The organism is Peptacetobacter sp. AB845, assembly GCF_047528295.1.
Classification (GTDB): domain Bacteria; phylum Bacillota; class Clostridia; order Peptostreptococcales; family Peptostreptococcaceae; genus Peptacetobacter.
The window spans coordinates 2,118,976-2,138,461 of sequence record NZ_CP180001.1 but is presented as its reverse complement, the minus strand read 5'-3'; the positions used below and the strand labels follow the sequence as shown (position 1 = coordinate 2,138,461).

General features: G+C 29.0%; 15 protein-coding genes. 12 read left to right on the top strand and 3 right to left on the bottom strand.

Annotation, left to right across the window (positions count from 1 at the left end; genetic code table 11):
• Positions 1 to 41: 41 nt before the first annotated feature.
• Complete coding sequence (locus tag ACK2WO_RS10120; RefSeq protein ID WP_414697747.1) at positions 42 to 845, top strand: Nif3-like dinuclear metal center hexameric protein; 804 nt, start codon at positions 42 to 44, stop codon at positions 843 to 845.
• Positions 846 to 1,051: 206 nt separating this feature from the next.
• Here the strand turns inward: ACK2WO_RS10120 and ACK2WO_RS10115 are convergent, their stop codons facing one another.
• From ACK2WO_RS10115 to ACK2WO_RS10105, 3 genes are all read right to left on the bottom strand, one after another.
• The gene (locus ACK2WO_RS10115) at positions 1,052 to 2,182 is read right to left on the bottom strand and encodes a DUF1648 domain-containing protein (protein ID WP_414697746.1); all 1,131 of its coding nucleotides are present in this window, start codon (positions 2,180 to 2,182) and stop codon (positions 1,052 to 1,054) included.
• A complete protein-coding gene (locus ACK2WO_RS10110; RefSeq protein WP_414697745.1) occupies positions 2,175 to 2,564 on the bottom strand; it encodes a GntR family transcriptional regulator in 390 nt (129 codons plus the stop codon). The genes ACK2WO_RS10115 and ACK2WO_RS10110 overlap by 8 nt, the downstream gene beginning before the upstream one ends.
• A 584-nt stretch (positions 2,565 to 3,148) precedes the next feature.
• On the bottom strand, positions 3,149 to 3,934 hold the full coding sequence (locus ACK2WO_RS10105; protein WP_414697744.1) for a DUF3800 domain-containing protein: 786 nt from the start codon (positions 3,932 to 3,934) through the stop codon (positions 3,149 to 3,151).
• Positions 3,935 to 4,320: 386 nt separating this feature from the next.
• Between ACK2WO_RS10105 and ACK2WO_RS10100 the strand changes: the two genes are divergently transcribed.
• The 11 genes from ACK2WO_RS10100 (at position 4,321) to ACK2WO_RS10050 (ending at position 19,468) form a co-directional block, all read left to right on the top strand.
• On the top strand, positions 4,321 to 5,133 hold the full coding sequence (locus ACK2WO_RS10100; protein WP_414697743.1) for a purine-nucleoside phosphorylase: 813 nt from the start codon (positions 4,321 to 4,323) through the stop codon (positions 5,131 to 5,133).
• 288 nt (positions 5,134 to 5,421) lie between these two features.
• On the top strand, positions 5,422 to 5,964 hold the full coding sequence (locus ACK2WO_RS10095) for an NADH peroxidase (RefSeq protein WP_118548410.1): 543 nt from the start codon (positions 5,422 to 5,424) through the stop codon (positions 5,962 to 5,964).
• 535 nt (positions 5,965 to 6,499) lie between these two features.
• Entirely contained in the window at positions 6,500 to 7,900 is a 1,401-nt protein-coding gene (locus ACK2WO_RS10090; RefSeq protein WP_329999495.1) for a peptide MFS transporter, read from the top strand.
• Positions 7,901 to 8,054: 154 nt separating this feature from the next.
• Positions 8,055 to 8,759 carry an ABC transporter ATP-binding protein gene (locus ACK2WO_RS10085; RefSeq protein WP_414697742.1) on the top strand — a complete coding sequence of 235 codons (705 nt, stop codon included), beginning with the start codon at positions 8,055 to 8,057 and terminating at the stop codon, positions 8,757 to 8,759.
• On the top strand, positions 8,759 to 12,010 hold the full coding sequence (locus ACK2WO_RS10080; RefSeq protein ID WP_414697741.1) for an FtsX-like permease family protein: 3,252 nt from the start codon (positions 8,759 to 8,761) through the stop codon (positions 12,008 to 12,010). Before ACK2WO_RS10085 ends, ACK2WO_RS10080 begins: the two co-directional genes overlap by 1 nt.
• Before the next feature lie 174 nt (positions 12,011 to 12,184).
• Complete coding sequence (locus ACK2WO_RS10075) at positions 12,185 to 12,535, top strand: DUF6483 family protein (RefSeq protein ID WP_414697740.1); 351 nt, start codon at positions 12,185 to 12,187, stop codon at positions 12,533 to 12,535.
• Positions 12,536 to 12,556: 21 nt separating this feature from the next.
• Positions 12,557 to 14,245: a phospho-sugar mutase gene (locus tag ACK2WO_RS10070; RefSeq protein WP_414697739.1), complete on the top strand. Its 1,689-nt coding sequence runs from the start codon at positions 12,557 to 12,559 to the stop codon at positions 14,243 to 14,245.
• A 49-nt stretch (positions 14,246 to 14,294) separates the two neighbouring features.
• Positions 14,295 to 15,134: a YihY/virulence factor BrkB family protein gene (locus ACK2WO_RS10065; protein ID WP_414697738.1), complete on the top strand. Its 840-nt coding sequence runs from the start codon at positions 14,295 to 14,297 to the stop codon at positions 15,132 to 15,134.
• A 390-nt stretch (positions 15,135 to 15,524) separates the two neighbouring features.
• Positions 15,525 to 16,166, top strand: coding sequence for a YitT family protein (locus ACK2WO_RS10060; protein WP_414697737.1), 642 nt, complete (start codon positions 15,525 to 15,527; stop codon positions 16,164 to 16,166).
• Positions 16,167 to 16,546: 380 nt separating this feature from the next.
• Positions 16,547 to 17,560 carry a type I glyceraldehyde-3-phosphate dehydrogenase gene (gene gap, locus ACK2WO_RS10055; protein WP_414697736.1) on the top strand — a complete coding sequence of 338 codons (1,014 nt, stop codon included), beginning with the start codon at positions 16,547 to 16,549 and terminating at the stop codon, positions 17,558 to 17,560.
• Positions 17,561 to 18,316: 756 nt separating this feature from the next.
• Positions 18,317 to 19,468 (top strand): hypothetical protein, encoded by a 1,152-nt coding sequence (locus tag ACK2WO_RS10050; RefSeq protein ID WP_414697735.1) that lies wholly within the window; start codon positions 18,317 to 18,319, stop codon positions 19,466 to 19,468.
• The last annotated feature ends 18 nt before the right edge of the window (positions 19,469 to 19,486 follow it).

Below are 19,486 nucleotides of genomic sequence, written 5' to 3'. Positions count from 1 at the left end.
GAAAATTAATAAAATAATTATAATTAGAAAAGGTGATAATTGTGAAATTAAAAGATATAACTAAAAAAATTGAATGTAAATATCCGGTGTGTTTAGCTTATGATTGGGATAATGTAGGTCTTTTGGTTGGAGATTTTGATTCAGATGTTAAAAAAGTAATGACAGTACTTGAAGCAAATGAAGCGGTTGTGTATGAGGCTATAGAAAAAGGTGTAGACCTTGTAGTTACTCATCATCCATTCATATTTGGGAAAATAAACAGAGTAAATACAGGAGATTTAAAAGGAAATTTAATCCACAAGCTTATAAAAAATGATATTGCAGTTTACTCAATGCATACTAACTTTGATATAGCATTTGACGGCTTAAACGACTATTTTATGGAAGTTATGGAATTTAAAAATACAAAGGTGTTAGATAAAATAGATTCTGATGATAATTACTGTGAAGGAAAAGTATATGGACTTGGTAGAATTGGTGAATTAGAAGAGTCTGTTAGCTTAAAAGAACTTTGTAATAAATTAAAAAGTGTATTAAATATAGAGTGTCTTAAAGTTGTTGGAGATTTAGATAAAGAAATATCTAAAGTAGCAGTTGTAACTGGCTCTGGCTCAGAATTTGCAAAACTAGCTGCTAAAGAAGGGGCAGATGTTATTTTAACAGGAGATGTTAAATATCATGAAGCTCAGGATGTGTTCGATATGGGAATGAATTTAGTAGACTGTGGACATTTTGATAGCGAAAATATATTTAAGGATGTTATGTATAACTTTTTATCAAATGAATTGGATGGAGTAGAAGTGATTAAGAGTGAAACTAATTTAAATCCATTTAAGATAGTATAATAAATTAAAATTTACATATTATTTGTCAGTATACTCTTATGTATTATAACACTATACTTGCTTAAATCAATTTTTATAGGGATAATAGCTAACTTAGTGGCTTGAAGCCATAGACAAAACGAACTCGACAATGCAACTAGATTGCCTGGAGAGGAGTTTGTCTATGGCTTTTTAATCCACAAGATGTATTATCCCTATAAATTTATTTAAGCTGCAAATTTAAAACTTACATAAAGTGTTATAACTAACATAAGTACAATGCAAGCAACCATAAGTTTTCCTTTAGTACTTCCTAAATTGACAGTCCAACCAATTCCAAATCTTTTCTGAACAAATGCTGAAGGTTCATTTGGATTGTAGTAGAAACAACCTAAAACCCAGTATTTGTCATCATCATCCACAGTATATGAAACATCTGAATAGTTACCTTTCTTTAATTTAGATGATGTATAAATTAAATGAACTATTGATGCTAGAAGTATTACAGTTGATAAAATTACAAGAATTTGATTTACTTCTTGATTAACAAGTCCAAATGAAATTGAACTGAAAAGTAAAGCCATTGCAAATAGCATAAGGAATGATTCGCTAGCTAAATGGTTTAGGTACTTAATAGTATTAGCTATATCAGATTTAGAATCACTTTTATCTATTTTTATTCTAGCTTTTAAAGAGTAAACTGAGCCGAAATAAACTAAAACCATTACTACTATTTGCATACCTATCTGTGTAAAGAAAGAAGCCTTAGTTTTTACAGTAAATCCATCTGCAATTCCTTGGAAGTTGAAGTGTGTAGGCATCATTTCAGGGATTTTATCATAGTTAATAAAAGCATAAGCTGAAGAAGCTACAACTAAAAGTATAGGAATAATATAGATTAAGCTGTATTTTTTTACTAATTTATCTCTTTCATGTATAAAATCTACATCAAGTATCTGAGTTCTTTCTGATTTAAGCTCTGAATTTATTGTAGAAATATGTTCTTTTTTAAATTCGAGTACCTTTTTGTAGCTACCATAGTATATAAAGTAGTACAAAATAACAGTAAGTATTATAGGCACTGTAACAGCTGTAAGATAAAGATTTTCGTTTAGTGTGAAATTAGCATATAAAGATAATCCAATTTGAATTATAAGTACAGCAGCGGTAGAGATTAGTATACATCTCTTGTAGCTTTTATCTATATGCTTTAATTCTTCAAAATCTCTATATTTTTCTGGAATATTAACACCATAAAACACTTTCTTACTTGTAAATTTTTGCATATTGTAGTCTACAACTGCAAGTAAAATAATTATAGGAACCATAACCATTAATTCTATATTATAGTTAGTCATTTTTAACAACCTCACATTCATTGTAAATTTTTTCTGCTAATTTTAGGAATTCATCCTTTTGAATACCTGATAAGAATGAATTAGATATTAGTATTTCTAGCTCATCAAATAATTCTTTTTCCTTGATTTCGTTCTTTTCCATTGGAAGATCTGCTACAACAGCACCTTTTCTTCTATCGATATTTAGATAACCTCTGTCTTTAAGCTCGTTATAGGCTTTGTTGACGGTGTGAAGGTTTACACCAATATCTTCAGCCATACTTCTGACAGAAGGTAGAGATTCTCCTATTTTGAGTTCACCCTTTGCTATTGATTTTATAAGATTATCTTCTATTTGTAGGTAGATGGATTTACTACTGCTAAAGTCTAATTCTAATTTCATAGTTTATAACCTCCTTTAAAAAATTATTATATTTATCTGTTAGATAAGTTATATTTGTTATATATAATATATAACATACAGAACAAAAAGACAATATATTTTTGTGAAAATTTAAATTGTAAAAATTTAAATATAGATATGAAGATGAAACTATTGGTTATGTTTTGTGTATAATATAAGATAAAATATTACATTTTTAACGAGATGATTATAAAAAATTATTGTAAACTATTAAAATATGATTGAATAAAAGGTTAATCTTATTATGATTTTAAAAAGTAAAAATATATAACATATAAGTATAAAAAAGAAATTAAAAAGTAGTTAAATGTATTTAAAGTTTATTAAATCGATTTGAAAAAATGTAAAAGATATGTTATTATTTAATTAAAGATAGATTGGGATGTCGCACGAGATGACGGGTGATATTCTGAGAAATCATTTATAAGAGATTATAAGAGGAGTGAAACACGAGGTGACGGGTTTCACTTTTTTTCTGCAATTGAGACTAATAGTTTCGATTTTTGTTATAATTTAAAGTTTCTTCTTTTCTAAATTCAAATCACTATATAAATTAGCAACCATTAAAATAGTTTATTTAATGTATTATTATTTTCTATAACAGTAAATAATTCTTCAGCAATCTTCTTATGTTTGTAATTATCCTTCTTAATATTATGCATAAGTTTCATGTTAGTTGTATATGCACACACATCTGCAAGCTGGATATTTACACTATCATAGCTTTTCTTCTGCATAATCTCAGAGCTAATTCTAGAACATGGATTTTCACGAAGATATGGAATCATATAATTTGAAACAGTATAATTTCCTTCATCTGCTATTATACATGCCTGCTCGTTGTTTTTTTCAAGATAATAAGAAATCATATCTAAGAGTTCTTCTGTCATTTTTCTATTTAAAAGCTCTTCGGACTCACTTCCTTTTCCATGTCTACTTAAAAATTCCTGTTTATCACAGTATACAGTGAATATAGGGAGATTATAATTTTCTACAATTCTTAAAGTTCTTTTGATAGTGTTTATTCTATCGTCTTTATCAAGAATTATATAAGGAATATCCCCTCTTATAATTTCTGAACAGTGCAGTTCAAAGTTTTCGCTGATGACTAAATCAGTTAAAAGTTTTGACATTTTATTAGCCCTATTAGAAGTATATGTATTATTATCAAAAGATGATTGCAGTGTATTTTCTATTTTAAATTTAAATCTATCTGTTATAACTCTGATTTTTTCACTAACATCTCCAAAATATCTGTTATCTATACAAACAGCAGTTAAAAGATATACAGGCTGATCCAAATCTTTAAGGCTGCGACTTCCTGAATCGTCTATGTAAATATTTATCAAATTTGTTCCTCCATTTCCTATTAATAATTATATAATAACATATTTTTTCTAATAATATTATTGAAAAAGTATGTTGAATTTGTATTAGTAAAACTTTTAAATAAATAGTATAAAAAATATATTTATCATAAAATGTTAAATATGTGATAAAATAGTTGACTTAAAACACAAAAAGATTTAAAATAGAATGACAGGATGATTTTTAACTTGGTAACTGGTAACATTAAGTCAAAGTTACATAATCCCTAAAGGCAGCTGAGTATTTTATATACGAGGCTGCTTTTTAATTTAATAAATTAAATTAACTTTATCTATGTTGAAAATATACTATTGTAATGATATTATATGTTAAACAGAATACTGAACTTAGAAAGGTGTGAATAATTATGTACGAAAAAATTATAGAGGCTACTGAATATATACAAAATATAACTGATATAAAACCAGAGATAGCTCTTATACTCGGATCAGGGCTTGGAGCTATGGCTGAAAAAATAGAAAATACAGTAAAAATAAAATACAGTGATATACCTAATTTTCCTGTATCTACTGTTGTAGGACACGCAGGAGAGCTTATTATAGGTGAGTTAGAAGGAAAAAATGTTGTTGCTATGCAGGGAAGATTTCATTATTACGAAGGATACTCTCAGTCTCTTACAACAATGCCTGTAAGAGTTATGAAGATGTTAGGTGCAAAGACTCTTATTGTAACAAATGCAGCTGGAGGGGCAAATAAAGATTTTAATGCAGGTGATTTAATGATTATAAAAGATCATATAAATCTAAGTGGCTCAAATCCACTTATAGGCAAAAATGACGATAGAATAGGTCCTAGATTCCCTGACATGTCAGATGCATACAATAAAGAATATAGAGACTTAGTAAAAAAATCTGCAAAAGAAGAGGGAATAGAAGTAAGAGAGGGTGTTTATACATTCTTCTCAGGACCAAACTATGAAACACCTGCTGAAATAAGAATGGTTCAAGTATTAGGTGGGGATGCTGTTGGAATGTCTACAGTTCCAGAAGTTATAGCAGCGGCTCATTGTGGAATGAAAGTAATAGGTGTTTCTTGCATAACAAATATGGCAGCTGGAATATCAGAAACTAAGCTAAATCATAAGGAAGTAATAGAGACAACTGAAAGAGTAAAAGTTAATTTTTCTAAGCTAATAAGTAGGGTTATAAAAAATCTTTAGTAGTAAGTATTTAGAGAAAATATCCGATATACAGATATAAATTTATAAAACTCATAAAAACGGAATATAATTAAGTAATATAATCCAATATAAAGACTAATTTAAAAATACGATTAATAGAGAAAATCTTCAATAAAAAAATATTTGAAAAAAATGAAAAAATTTTAAAAAAATGTGTTTAAGCTATTTATCGCAGGGTATATAAATACCATAAGAGATAAGACAAAACTCTTTAAAAAGAATTTGAATATAATGATTAAAAAGTAAAGATTATGGAGGATTAAGATTATGAAAAAATGGGTTTGTACAGTATGCGGATATATACATGAAGGAGAAACTGCACCAGCAGAATGTCCAGTTTGTAAAGTAGGTCCAGAAAAATTCGAAGAAATGGGCGGAGAAAGAGTATGGGCTGACGAACATAGAATAGGTGTTGCTAAAGGTGTAGATGAAGAAGTTGTTGAAGGATTAAGAGCTAACTTCACTGGTGAATGTACAGAAGTTGGTATGTACTTAGCAATGTCAAGACAGGCTGATAGAGAAGGATATCCAGAAGTAGCAGAAGCTTACAAAAGAATAGCTTTCGAAGAAGCAGAACACGCTGCTAAATTCGCTGAATTATTAGGAGAAGTAGTTGAAACTTCAACTAAGAAAAACTTAGAATTAAGAGTTGACGCTGAATACGGAGCAACTGATGGTAAATTAAAATTAGCTAAGAGAGCTAAAGAATTAGGATTAGATGCTATACATGATACAGTTCATGAAATGTGTAAAGATGAAGCTAGACATGGTAAAGCATTCTTAGGATTATTAAACAGATATTTCAAATAAGATTGATAAATATTATATAAAGAAACTGGTGTAACTAATTTGTTGCACCAGTTTTTTGTTTTTTTATACTATATTTAATTATTTGTATATAGAAAATTTTAATAATAATTAATATTTTTAAAAGTATATTTTGAAATAATAACAAAAAATTATAGGAAAAATTTTCTTAAAAAATAAAAGAAGTTTATATTTTTTTAATGATATTAAATTAATTTTTAAATGATAATTTTCGAAAAAATTTAAAATATTAGAAAAAATATCAGCATTTTAACTTAGAACATAATTAAAATGTTGGAATAGAGTAGATTTATAATAAAAAAATATTAAATAAAACAAATAAAAATATAGACATAGTTTCACAAGAATGATATTATTATAACGATGAAAGAAAACATTTTCTTTTCAGTATTTAATGAAAATTATGCATAATTATGAAATACAATTGAATAAATTTTAAGAAGAGTTTTGCTTAATCATCAAATAGGGTTTTTGTAATCGAAATAAAAAGAAAATTTGGAAAATGTGAGGGGTTAATATGGAAAATGCAGGAAAACAGAAACATCCAAAAGGATTGTGGTTAGTAAATACAGCAATGACATTGCAGGGATATTGTGGATACGCATTTGGATCTATATTCATACTATTTTTAACTGCGGATGTATCACAAAATGGGCTTGGTCTTAGTGTTGCTAAGGCATCATCTATGATAGCTATATACAGTTCTATTTGTTATTTAAGTTCAATAGTTGGTGGTTGGATAACAGATAATTATTTAGGTATTCAAAAGTCTTTAATATTAGCATGTTTTGTAAATGCAATAGGTGATATTGCCTTATTCGTTGTTAAACCATCTGTACCTAATTTATGGGGATGTTTTTCAATACTTGTTATATCAAGTGCATTCTTTAAAAGTCAGATAAGTCAGCTAGTAGGTTCGTTATATGATAAAGACGACTTAACAAGAAAAGATGCGGCTTATGCGTTATTCTATAGTGCTATAAATATAGGTGCATTCTTTGGTCCAATAATGGCGGGTCTTATAACTGATAAATGGTGTGCTGAAATATCAGCATCAGGACAGATATTATCTTATGGATATAGATATATATTCCTTATAAATGCGGTTGTAATAGGAATTGTAGGATTAATAGTTTTATTCGGTTCTCCTAAATTATTAGGAGATGTTGGAAAATATCCTGTAAATGATAGAAGAAAAAAAGCTAAAGAGAAAAAATCAGAAAAATTAGCTCATCAGCCATTAACAAAATTAGAAAAAAACAGAATATTTGCTATGGCTATATTATTTGTATTTGTTGTTTTATTCTGGGCTGCATGGTTCCAAACTCAGATGTCATTCTCTATACTTATGAAGGACTTAGTTAATAGAACAGTTGGTGGATTTACAATACCTGTTCCTTGGTTTGTAGCATACAACTCTATCCTTTGTGTAGTATTCGGTCCTATAATGGCAAAACTTTGGATAAAATTAGGAAATAGAAAACAAGGAGACCTTTCTATACCTACAAAAATGGCTTTAGGTATGATATTAACAGCATCTGCATTTATACTATTAATAGTAGGATTAAAAACTCTTAATGGTGTATTTGATGGAAGTGCTAAAATGAATATAGTATTCGTATTAATAGCTTATATAGCACTTACAGTTGGAGAACTTTGTATATCTCCAATAGGTATGGCTATGTTTAATAAATTAGCTCCTGTAAGATACGGATCACTTGCAATGGGTGCTTGGTATTTAAGCAACTGCTTTGCAAACTTAATATCTGGTAAAATAGCAGGTCTTACTGAAAGTATGGGATATATTCAGATATTCGCAACAATATCAATAGTATTAATAGTATTCGCTTTAATGTTATTCGTATTAAGAAAAGGTATTGTTAAATTAATGGCTCTTGATGAAATAGGAGAAGCCTAAAATATAAATAGTTTATATAAAGTTTATTAATAGAAGGAATTACAGAATCAATGTGTAATTCCTTCTATTTTTTTGTAAAGTAACGTTGTATTATTTATATTTGCTTTATGATATAATTATTTTAAAGGTAAATTTTATAAAAGAGGTATTAATTATGAGTAAATATATAGAATTTAAAGACGTTAAAAAAATATATAAAATGGGTGAAGTTGAGATTGCAGCTCTAAATGGTGTAAATTTCTCTGTTGATAAAGGGGAATGCGTTATAATTGTTGGAGCAAGTGGAGCTGGTAAAAGTACAATTTTAAATATTTTAGGTGGTATGGACACAGCTACATCGGGTCAAATTATTGTAGATGGTAAAAGAATAGATAATTACAATGATAGAGATTTAATAACATACAGAAGATATGACATTGGCTTTGTTTTTCAGTTTTATAATTTAGTACAGAATCTTACAGCTAAAGAAAATGTTGAACTTGCTACTCAAATATGTAAAAATCCTCTTGATATAGACGAAATAATGAAAGAAGTTGGGCTTGAAGATAGAAAAGCAAACTTTCCAGCACAATTATCAGGTGGAGAGCAGCAGAGGGTTGCAATAGCTAGAGCACTTGCAAAAAATCCTAAGCTACTACTTTGCGATGAACCTACTGGAGCTCTAGACTATAACACAGGTAAAGCAATATTGAAACTATTACAGAGAACTTGCAGAGAAATGGGGATGACAGTTATTATTATTACTCACAACTCGGCGATAACTCCTATGGGGGATAAAGTAATAAAAGTTAAAAATGGAATGATTGAAAGTATTACTACAAATGAAAATCCTGTTCCAATAGAAAGGATTGAATGGTAATGAAAAAGGCACTTAATAAAGATACGCTAAGAGATATTTTAAAATCTAAGGGAAGATATTTTTCAATAATGCTGATAGTAGCTTTAGGTGTTGCATTCTTCTCTGGGATAAAGGTATCCCCAATGGTAATGAGAAATACAGTTGATGATTATTATGATAAGTATAATTTTATGGATGTAGAAATTATATCTACATTAGGATTAACTGATGATGATGTAAAAGCTATAAAAAATTTGGATAATGTAGAAGGTGTGTTTCCGACATATTCTATGGATGTTATAACAAATGTAAAAGATCAGGATAGAGTATTAAAAGTACATGCATTGCCAACAGATGATTTATCAGATAACAATAAAGACTATGTAAATAGAGTAAAACTTATAAAAGGTAGATTACCTAAAAACTCTGGTGAATGTGTTGTATTAAAGCCGAAATACGACCATCTTAACTTAAAAATAGGAAAAACTTTAAAAATAGAATCTGGAACTGACGAAAAGTTAAGTGATGATTTAAAAACAGATAGCTACAAGATAGTTGGTTTGGTAGATACACCTTATTATCTATCTTATGAATTTGGAAACTCATCAATAGGTTCTGGTAGTGTCGATGGAGTGATGATGATTCCTCAAAAGGACTTCAAAACAGAAGCATATACAGAAATGTATATAACAGCGAAGGGAGCAAAGGAAAAAACATCATTCTATCAAGATTATAAAGATACTGTCAAAAAAGCAGAGGATCAAATTGATGATATAACAGATGAAAGAATTGAGCATAGATATGATGAAGTTGTTGGAGAAGCAACAGATGAATTAAATGATGCTAAAAAAGAATATAATAATAAGAAAAAAGAAACAGAAGATAAAATAAAAAAGGCTGAAAAAGAATTAAAAGATGGTAAACAAAAGATAAAAGACGGAAAAGAAGAATTAAAAGATAATAAAATAAAAGTTAGAAAACAGATAAAAGATGGATTTAAACAATTAGACAATGCAGAAGCTACATTAAAAAAAGGAAGAAAACAATACGAAGTTGCGAAAAGAGATTTTGAATCAAAAAAACAGCAGGCAAACTCACAAATAAATGCTGCTGAGAATAAACTAGAACCATTAAAAAGCAATATAAATTCATTGAAATCAAGTATTTCTGGATTAGAAAGTCAGTTGAGTAATCCAGAATTATCAGAAGATGAAAAAGCTAGTTTAAAACGGAACATTTCAAAGTATAAAGAAAATTTATCTGCATTAGAGTCTCAATATAATGCTGGATATGCTCAGATTCAGAGTATAAAAAATCAGTTAAGTTCTGCAGAAAAAAAATTAGCTCGGACAAAATCAGAATTAGATAGAAATCAGAGAAAAATAAAAACTGAAAGGTCTAAACTATATACTATGGAAGAAAAGGCCGAAAAAGAATTTAAAAAGGCTGAAAATGAAATAGTTAAAAATGAAAAGAAATTAAAAGATAGTGAAAAAGACCTAGAAAAAGCAAAAAATGAGGCAAAAGATGAATTTAAAAAAGCTGAAAAGGATTTAAAAGAAGCTGAAGATGAAATAAAGAAAATTGAAAAGCCAGAATGGTATGTTTTAAATAGAGATAAACAGTATTCTTCTGCTGAATATGCAGGTTGTGCGGATAGTATAGATGCATTGGCGGGGATATTCCCAGTATTCTTTGTACTAGTTGCAGCTCTTGTGGCTCTTACAACTATGACAAGAATGGTAGATGAGCAGAGAATAAACATTGGTACATTAAAGGCATTAGGATATACTCCTGGAATGATTGCCAAGAAGTACATAGTTTATGCTATGTCTGCTAGTGCAATAGGATCGGTAATAGGATTGATAGTTGGATATACTGCATTCCCTACAATAATATATAATGCCTATGCAATTATGTACACAGTGCCTAAAGTTGAGCTAAGAACAAACTTATTTATAACAGTTTTATCTATTGCTGCATCTATATTTGTAACATCGTTTACAGCATTTGCAGCTTGTAGAAAAGAATTAATAGAGGCACCAGCTATATTAATGAGACCTAAAGCACCTAAAAATGGTAAGAGAATTTTATTAGAAAGATTTGGATTTATCTGGAATAAGATAGGATTTATTTGGAAAGTAACTCTTAGAAATATATTCAGATATAAGAAGAGATTCTTGATGACAGTTTTAGGTATATCAGGATGTACATCTCTTTTACTTACAGGATTTGGAATAAGAGATTCAATACAGATGATAGTCGATGTACAGTTTGGAGAATTAAACAAATACAGTATGACTGTAAGCTATAATTCTGATGAAAAAACAGAAGAAATAAACAAGCTAAAATCATTTGTTTCTGCTGAAAAGGGCGTTAAGGAAATAGCTATGTTCAATAATCAGAATGCAAAAGTAATGATAAATAATAAAGAAAAGGAAGTTACAGTTGTAATTCCAGAAAATAAAAATACATTTAAAGAATTTATGAATTTAAGAGATAGAAAAACTCATGAGCCTATTAATTTAGGTGATAATGGAATTGTTATCTCAGAAAAAGCAGCTAGAAATATAGGTGCAAAAGTAGGAGATAAAGTAAAAATATTAAACGAAAATGATGTAAGTGCAGAGGCGGTTATTTCTGGAATAACTGAAAATTATGTAAATCATTATATCTATATGACTAATGACTATTACGAAAAATTATTCAATAGAAGAGCAGAAAGTAATAGAATATACGGTATATTAGACGATAGCATAACAGTAGGCGTAGAAGAAAAAATGGCAAGTAAAATAATAGATAATACTTGTGCTAATGGAACTGTATTTACAACAGGAATCAAAGATGGATTCTCAGATACTATAAAATCATTAAATTATGTAGTTCTTCTTATGATAGTATCTGCGGGGTCATTGGCTTTTGTAGTACTTTACAATTTAAGTAATGTAAATATTTCAGAAAGAATAAGAGAAATAGCTACTATAAAAGTATTAGGATTCTACGATAAAGAGGTTTCAGCTTATATTTATAGAGAAAATGTTATATTAACACTGATTGGAGCATTTGTAGGACTTGGATTAGGTACTATTTTACACCAGTTTATAATGGTAACAGTCGAGGTGGAAAATATGATGTTTGGACGACTTATAAACCCACTTAGTTATGTAGCATCATTTATTCTTACTATAGTTATGGGTGTAATAGTAAACTTAGTAATGAACAAAAAATTAAAGAAGGTTGAAATGGTTGAATCTTTAAAATCAGTTGACTAAAATGTCTCAATAACTTAAAGAATAAGTATTATAAAATTAGCTGTACTAGTCAAAATTAAAAAATATATAGACTAAGGAACAGATAAAAGTTACAATATAATAAAAAGAAGAAAAAAGTTGATTGCGTTATGTAGTCAACTTTATCTTTTATAATAGAAAAATGAGGTGATAAAAATGCCGATAATAGATGAAGTTATAAATACTATAAAAAAACAGATAGCAAAAATGTTGCTTGGTAAAAAGTATAGTGATTATGTAGATATGGATGTTGTATATAATCCAGATGAGGAGATTTTCCTTATAACTTTAAAAAGATTGGTTTTTGAAAATAAAATAAATGAAGCTGAGGAGTTTCTTTTTGATAGGGCAGAAAATAACCCTACAGAAAATTTACAGTATATAGCTATAGAGTTTTATACTATGGTTATGGAAAAATCTGATGATGAGTTAAAAGAAGCAGATTTTGATAGAAGTGAAGTAACGACAGGTATAATGGACTTTAGAGAAATAATGGGTATAAAATAGAAATTTATTTTGGAGGCGATTATGAAGTATAATGAAGTTTATGAGAATTGGCTGGGAAATAAATACTTTGATGATTTTACAAAGGCCGAACTTATAAATATAAAAGATGATGAAAAAGAAATAGAGGATAGATTTTATAAAGATTTAGAATTTGGAACAGCGGGACTAAGAGGTATTATAGCAGCTGGGACAAATAGAATGAATATATATACTGTTAGAAGGGCTACATTTGGATTAGCTAGATATATTCTAAAAAATGTAGAAAATGCAGCTAAAAGAGGCGTTGTAATTGCTCATGATAATAGACACAAATCTAGAGAATTCTGTCTAGAAACAGCTAAAACACTTGCAGCATGTGATATAAAAGCATATATATTTGAAGATTTAAGAACAACACCAGAGTTATCTTTTGCTGTTAGAAGTCTAAATTGTGCAGCAGGAGTTGTTATTACAGCTAGCCACAATCCATCTGAATATAATGGATACAAGGTATATGGAGAAGATGGCGCTCAGTTTATGCCTAAATATGCCGATATGATAACAGAAGAAGTAAATTCTGTTGAAGATTATAACATTATTCCTGAATATACAGATGAAAAATCTAATTTGATTGAAATATTAACGGATAAACAGGATAGAGATTTTATAGAAACTATAAAAAATATGACTGTAAGACAGGATGTTATCGATGAGGTAGGAAAAGATTTTAAAATAATATACACGCCTCTTTGTGGAACAGGTTCTAGGGTTGTAAAAGCAGTTTTAAATGAAGTTGGATTTGAAAATGTTGAGATAGTTCCTGAGGAAGAAAAACCAGATCCAGATTTTGCTGGTATAGAATACCCAAATCCTGAAGAAAAAAAGGCACTTAATAGAGGAATAGAGCTTGCTAGAAAAAGGGGAGCTGATTTACTAATTGCAACAGATCCAGACTGTGATAGAGTAGGAGTTGCTGTAAAAGATGTAAACGGAGATTATAAACTGCTTACTGGAAATCAGATTGGTGGTTTATTAGTGCAGTACGTTATAGAGTCTAGAAAAGAGAAGGGGATTTTAAAGGATAATTCTGCAATAATAAAATCAATAGTTACTTCTGAATTTGGTGCTGATATAGCTAGAAAAAACGGTGTTGAGGTAATAAACGTATTAACAGGATTTAAATTTATAGGTGATAAGATAAAATCCTTTGAAGAAGGTGTTGATAAAGAATACATATTTGGATATGAAGAAAGTTATGGATATTTGCCAGGAACACATGTTAGAGATAAGGATGGGGTATCGACATCTCTTTTAATAGCGGAAATGGCTGCATACTATAATAAGAATGGAATAAGCTTATACGAAGCCCTACAAAATACATATAAAAAATATGGATACTACATTGAAGAAAATGTATCTATGACTCTTAAGGGCAAAGATGGCTTAGAAAAAATACAGAGAATAATAAATAAATTTAGATATGAAAACACAATAGAAGGATTAGATATAAAAGAAAAACTAGATTTTGCAAAGGGTGTAGAGGAATATCCAAAAGCTAATGTACTGAAATATATATTCGAAGATGGCGATTGGCTTGCGATAAGACCTTCTGGAACAGAGCCTAAATTAAAATTCTATTTTGCTGTTTCTGATTGTACAGAAGAAAAAGCAACAGAAAAATTAGAAAAAATAAAAAAAGTTGTTTTAAATATACGGGAATCTGTGAAGTAGATGTATATTTATTACAAATTTAGTTTAAAACTGAATGGAGAGAGCATCTATGTTAGATAGAAAGAAAATAAATCATCTGTTTGGAAAAATAAATTACAGTAGACTGAGTTCAAAGGCTGCTGAGGTTGCATTTTTCCTTACGATGTCGATATTTCCATTTTTAATGTTTACAGTATCTATAGTAGCCTATGTTCCTATTCTGCAGATTACAAAATATGTCGATATGATAGAGCAGGTTGTGCCTGTTAAAGCTATCGGATTTGTTGACTTGGTTATAAAATCTGCTGTAGAAAAGAGAAACACACATTACATGATAGTCAGCTTTGGTTTGACAATGTGGACATTTTCTAGAGCAGTAAAGGCTCTTATAAAGGGCATGAATACAGCATTTTATTCACCAGAAACGAGATCTTTCTTAAAAGTAATGATGATATCTATGATATTTACTCTTATGCTTTTAGTACTTATATTTACATCTATGATATTACTGGTTTATGGTGAAAAGATAGGTATTGTAATATTTGGCTATTTGGGATTTGATAAGGTGTTCTTTAACCTCTGGAACATAACCAGATATGCTGTTGGTACAATTACAACAATAATAGTGTTTACTTTATTATATAAGTATACACCTAATATAAATCTATCTTCAAAAAGAGTAGCACCTGGAGCAATCTTTGCAACTTTTGGATGGTTCCTTATGTCTTATTTATATTCATACTATACTAATAACTTTTCTAACTATAGTGCCATATATGGAAGCTTCCGGGAGATAATAGTACTACTTACATGGCTGTATTTCAGTAGTTGGGTGATTGTTATAGGATACGAAATAAATGCAAGGCTATACAGAAGACGGAAGAGAAGATTAGAAATAGCCTCTGAGTAAGTAATTTCAATGCTTTGAAGGTGTTTTAGGGTATTTTTTATAAAAATAACTTAAGTTAATATAAAGATAAAAGTCAGTATAACTAAACAAAATACAAAAAATAGCGATTGGTTAGTATTTCTAAACTGAAAAAAAATTAATAAAAACTCTTCGTTTATTAATACTAAGAAAATACATAATTAATAAAAACAAAATGAAAGATTGAAAACGTTGCATATATTGAAATCACTATATTTTTGCTAAGGTATTAAAAAAATAAATAAAAAAATCGAAAAAGAGCTGCTTGAAATTTAACAAGTAGCTCTAAAATTTTAATTCGAAAAATTAAGCTTTACTTTACTTTTTTTATTGTTTATAATTGTGGTAACAAAAAGAAAAGGAAGGGATATTATGTACGACAGGCGATCTTTAAAGGACATATCTTTAATACTAATAGGATCGACAATATTAGCATTTGGAGTTTACAACTTCTATTATTTAAACAGTATTACAGAAGGAGGAGTATTAGGAATAATTTTACTATTAAAAAACATATTTGGATTTGATGTTTCTATAGCAGGAGCAATCCTTGATATAGCTTTACTAATAATGGGATTTAAAATGTTTGGTAAAAAATTCTTTGTATACTCAGTAGGCGCATCTGTAGGATTCTCAGTTTTATACGACATATTTGAAACTGTTGGGCCGTTAGTTCCACAGATGGGTATGTTTACATCTGCTGTTTTAGGAGGTTTATCAGTAGGTATAGGCTGCGGAATTATGATGAGAGTGGGTTGTGCTTCAGGAGGCGATGATGCCTTAGCAATGATAATTTCAAAAGTAACATCTTTAAAATTAAGTACAGTATACTTAATAACAGACGGTGTAGTACTTTTACTTTCAGTAAGTTATATACCAGCAGTTAAGCTAGTGTACTCTATAGTAGCTGTTCTAATAAGTGGTAAAACTATCGACTTTATATATGGATTAGGTAGAACTAATAGAGTTGAAGTTGAAAAAACAAAAGTACCAGCGGGAGTGCATGCTGTTTAAAGTACGAGTAATTAAGCTACTAAAACAAATTAAACGGATATAGTTTAATAGATTAAATATATATGAATTATAATACAAAAGAGGTTTTATTATAAAATAAAATCTCTTTTTTTGTTTCTAAATTAAAAATATTAAAAAATTATTGAGTATTTCTATAAAAAGTGTGGTATTTTTTGTAAAAATATATGTAATAATGCCTTTTATAAAGCAAAAATGTACATTAATATACAATAAATAAAACAATAGGACATAAATAATAAATTAACATTAAAAAATATTGAATAAATAGGATAAATAGTGTATACTAATTAATGTAATAAGACATAATAATTCAACATATTAAATTAAAAACTTTTATTGTATATAGGGAGGACGTATAAATGTCAATTAAAGTAGGTTTAAATGGATTTGGAAGAATAGGGAGAGCTGTTTTAAGATTAGCTCAGACTGAATTTGGGGACGATATAGAAGTAGTAGCATTAAATGCTAGAGCAAACACAGAAACATTAGTTCATTTATTTAAATACGATTCATGCTACGGTAAGTTTAATGGGGAAGCTTCTGTAGCTGGGGAAAACGTTATGAATGTAAATGGTAAGGAAATAAAAATATTTAGATGCAATGATCCAGAAGATATACCTTGGGGGGAATTAGGAGTTGATATAGTAGTAGAATCAACTGGTATATTTAGAGATAGAGAAAAAGCATCTAAACATATAAAAGCTGGAGCTAAAAAAGTAATAATAACTGCACCTGGTAAAAATGAAGATGTTACAATAGTTATGGGTGTTAATGAAGAAGATTACGACCCAGCAAATCATCACATAATATCTAATGCATCATGTACTACTAACTGCTTAGCACCATTTGCTAAAGTTCTTGATGACAAATTTGGTATAGAAAAAGGATTAATGACAACTGTACATGCTTACACAAATGACCAGAGAATATTAGATAAATCTCACAAAGACTTAAGAAGAGCAAGAGCAGCTGGAGAATCTATAATACCTACTACAACAGGAGCAGCTAAAGCTGTATCTAAAGTTTTACCACAGTTAGAAGGTAAATTAAACGGATTCGCACTTAGAGTGCCCACTCCAACAGTATCACTTGTAGATTTAGTTTGTGAGCTTAAAAAACCAGCTACAGTAGAAGAAATAAATGCAGCATTTAAAGAAGCTTCTGAAGGCTCTATGAAGGGCATATTAGGATACAGTGAAGAGCCACTAGTATCTGTAGACTATAAAGGTGATGAAAGATCTTCTATAGTAGATGGATTATCTACATTATCTATGGGAGATAAAATGTTTAAAATACTTTCTTGGTATGATAATGAATGGGGATATTCAGCAAGAATAGTAGATTTAGTAAAATATGTAGCTAAATCATTATAAGATTAATAACAAGTTTTATATTATAAAGTATAGTTTTATATCATAAATTAAAATTGTAAAAAAAATATCACATTATTTATAGATTGTGTTAAATAGGGGTTTAAAAAAATAACGAAACTTTGCAAGTTTCGTTATTTTTTATTTTTTTGTGAATAATTGAGAAAAAATTATTCAAATTATTTTTTTGTACTTGAAAAAGTATTAATAAAAAGTTAAATAATGAGAAATATGCTCTTAAAATAAGTTGTTGGTGTAGTTGTTAGTGTTTAATTATAAATTATAAGAAAAACATATAACAGAAAATAGTAAAATATGTTTAAAAATATCTTATAAAATAGTGAATAAAAGCTATATTAAAGATTAAAATAGTAAAAATATGAAATAAATATAGTGAATGAATATGAGAAAACATTTTCTGATGTTAAAAAATGAAAAAAAGATTAATATATTTTTTTTATAGATAAAAAGCGAAAAATGCATGATAAGGCACCAAAATCTTAAAAAATATACAAAAAAGTAACAACTTGAAACAATGTAAAAAGTCGCTTGTTGTAGGCAATTCAAGGATTTTATGTATATATGAAAAATGCATGAAGTTGTATGTTACGAGTTAAAAACTTGCAGTTGTCTAAAAAGACAGAATTTTACAATGATAAAAGTTAAACAATTTCTGTTGCAAAATATACAAAATGAAAGTATAATATATTTAAGAAATAAATAAAAATTTATATGGATTATCAGAAAGGAAGAGACAAAATGGAAGCAGCAGAAGGCAAAAAAAGAGTAAAAGCAGTCAGCACTGAAACATTTGTATTCTTAGCAGTTCTACTAATCGTATTTGGTGGAATTGGTAGAGTAATGGGAGTTGGGCTAATGTTCAAAACAATGATGGCAACAGCTCATGACTTATTACTACAGACAGTATTCTTAATAATGGCACTAGCAGTTTTAGCAGGAGCTCTAAGTGCATTATTATCAGAATTCGGTGTTATATCATTAATAAACAAGATATTCGCACCAATAATGAAACCAGTTTATGGTTTACCTGGAGCAAGTATAACTGGAGCAGTAGCTACTTATCTATCAGATAACCCAGCTATAATATCTTTCGCAAAAGATAAATCATTCACTCAGTACTTCAAAAAATATCAGACACCAGCTCTTTGTAACTTAGGTACAGCATTTGGTATGGGTCTTATAGTTACTACATTCATGATGGCACAGGGTGACGAATATATGTTACCAGCATTAATAGGTAACTTAGGAGCTATAATAGGATCTATAATATCTGTTAGACTTATGTTAATACAGACTAAAAAATATTATGGTGAACATGCAAATGACAGAGTTGGAGAAGCTTCAGATGATGAAGGTGAATTCAGAGAAATAAGAGAAGGTAACTTATTCCAGAGAGTATTAGACGCAATGCTTGAAGGTGGTAAACTTGGTGTTGATTTAGGTTTAGCTATAATACCAGGGGTATTAATAGTTTGTACAGGTGTTATGATGTTAACATTCGGACCATCAGCTGATGGTACTTACACAGGTGCAGCTTATGAAGGTATACGGTTATTACCATTAATAGGTGAAAAAATCAAATTCATAATAGAACCTCTATTTGGATTTAAATCAGCAGAAGCTATAGCATTCCCTATAACTTCATTAGGAGCAGTTGGTGCAGCAATGTCACTAGTTCCAGAATTTATAAAAACTGGTGTTGTAACACCTAACGATATAGCAGTATTCACAGCAATGGGTATGTGCTGGTCAGGATACTTAAGTACTCATATAGGTATGATGGATGCACTAGATGCTAGACCATTAGCAAGTAAAGCGATATTATCACATACAATCGGTGGTCTTTGCGCAGGTATATCTGCACATCTAATCTTCATGCTAGTAGGATAGTACAAGATTGATAAGTAA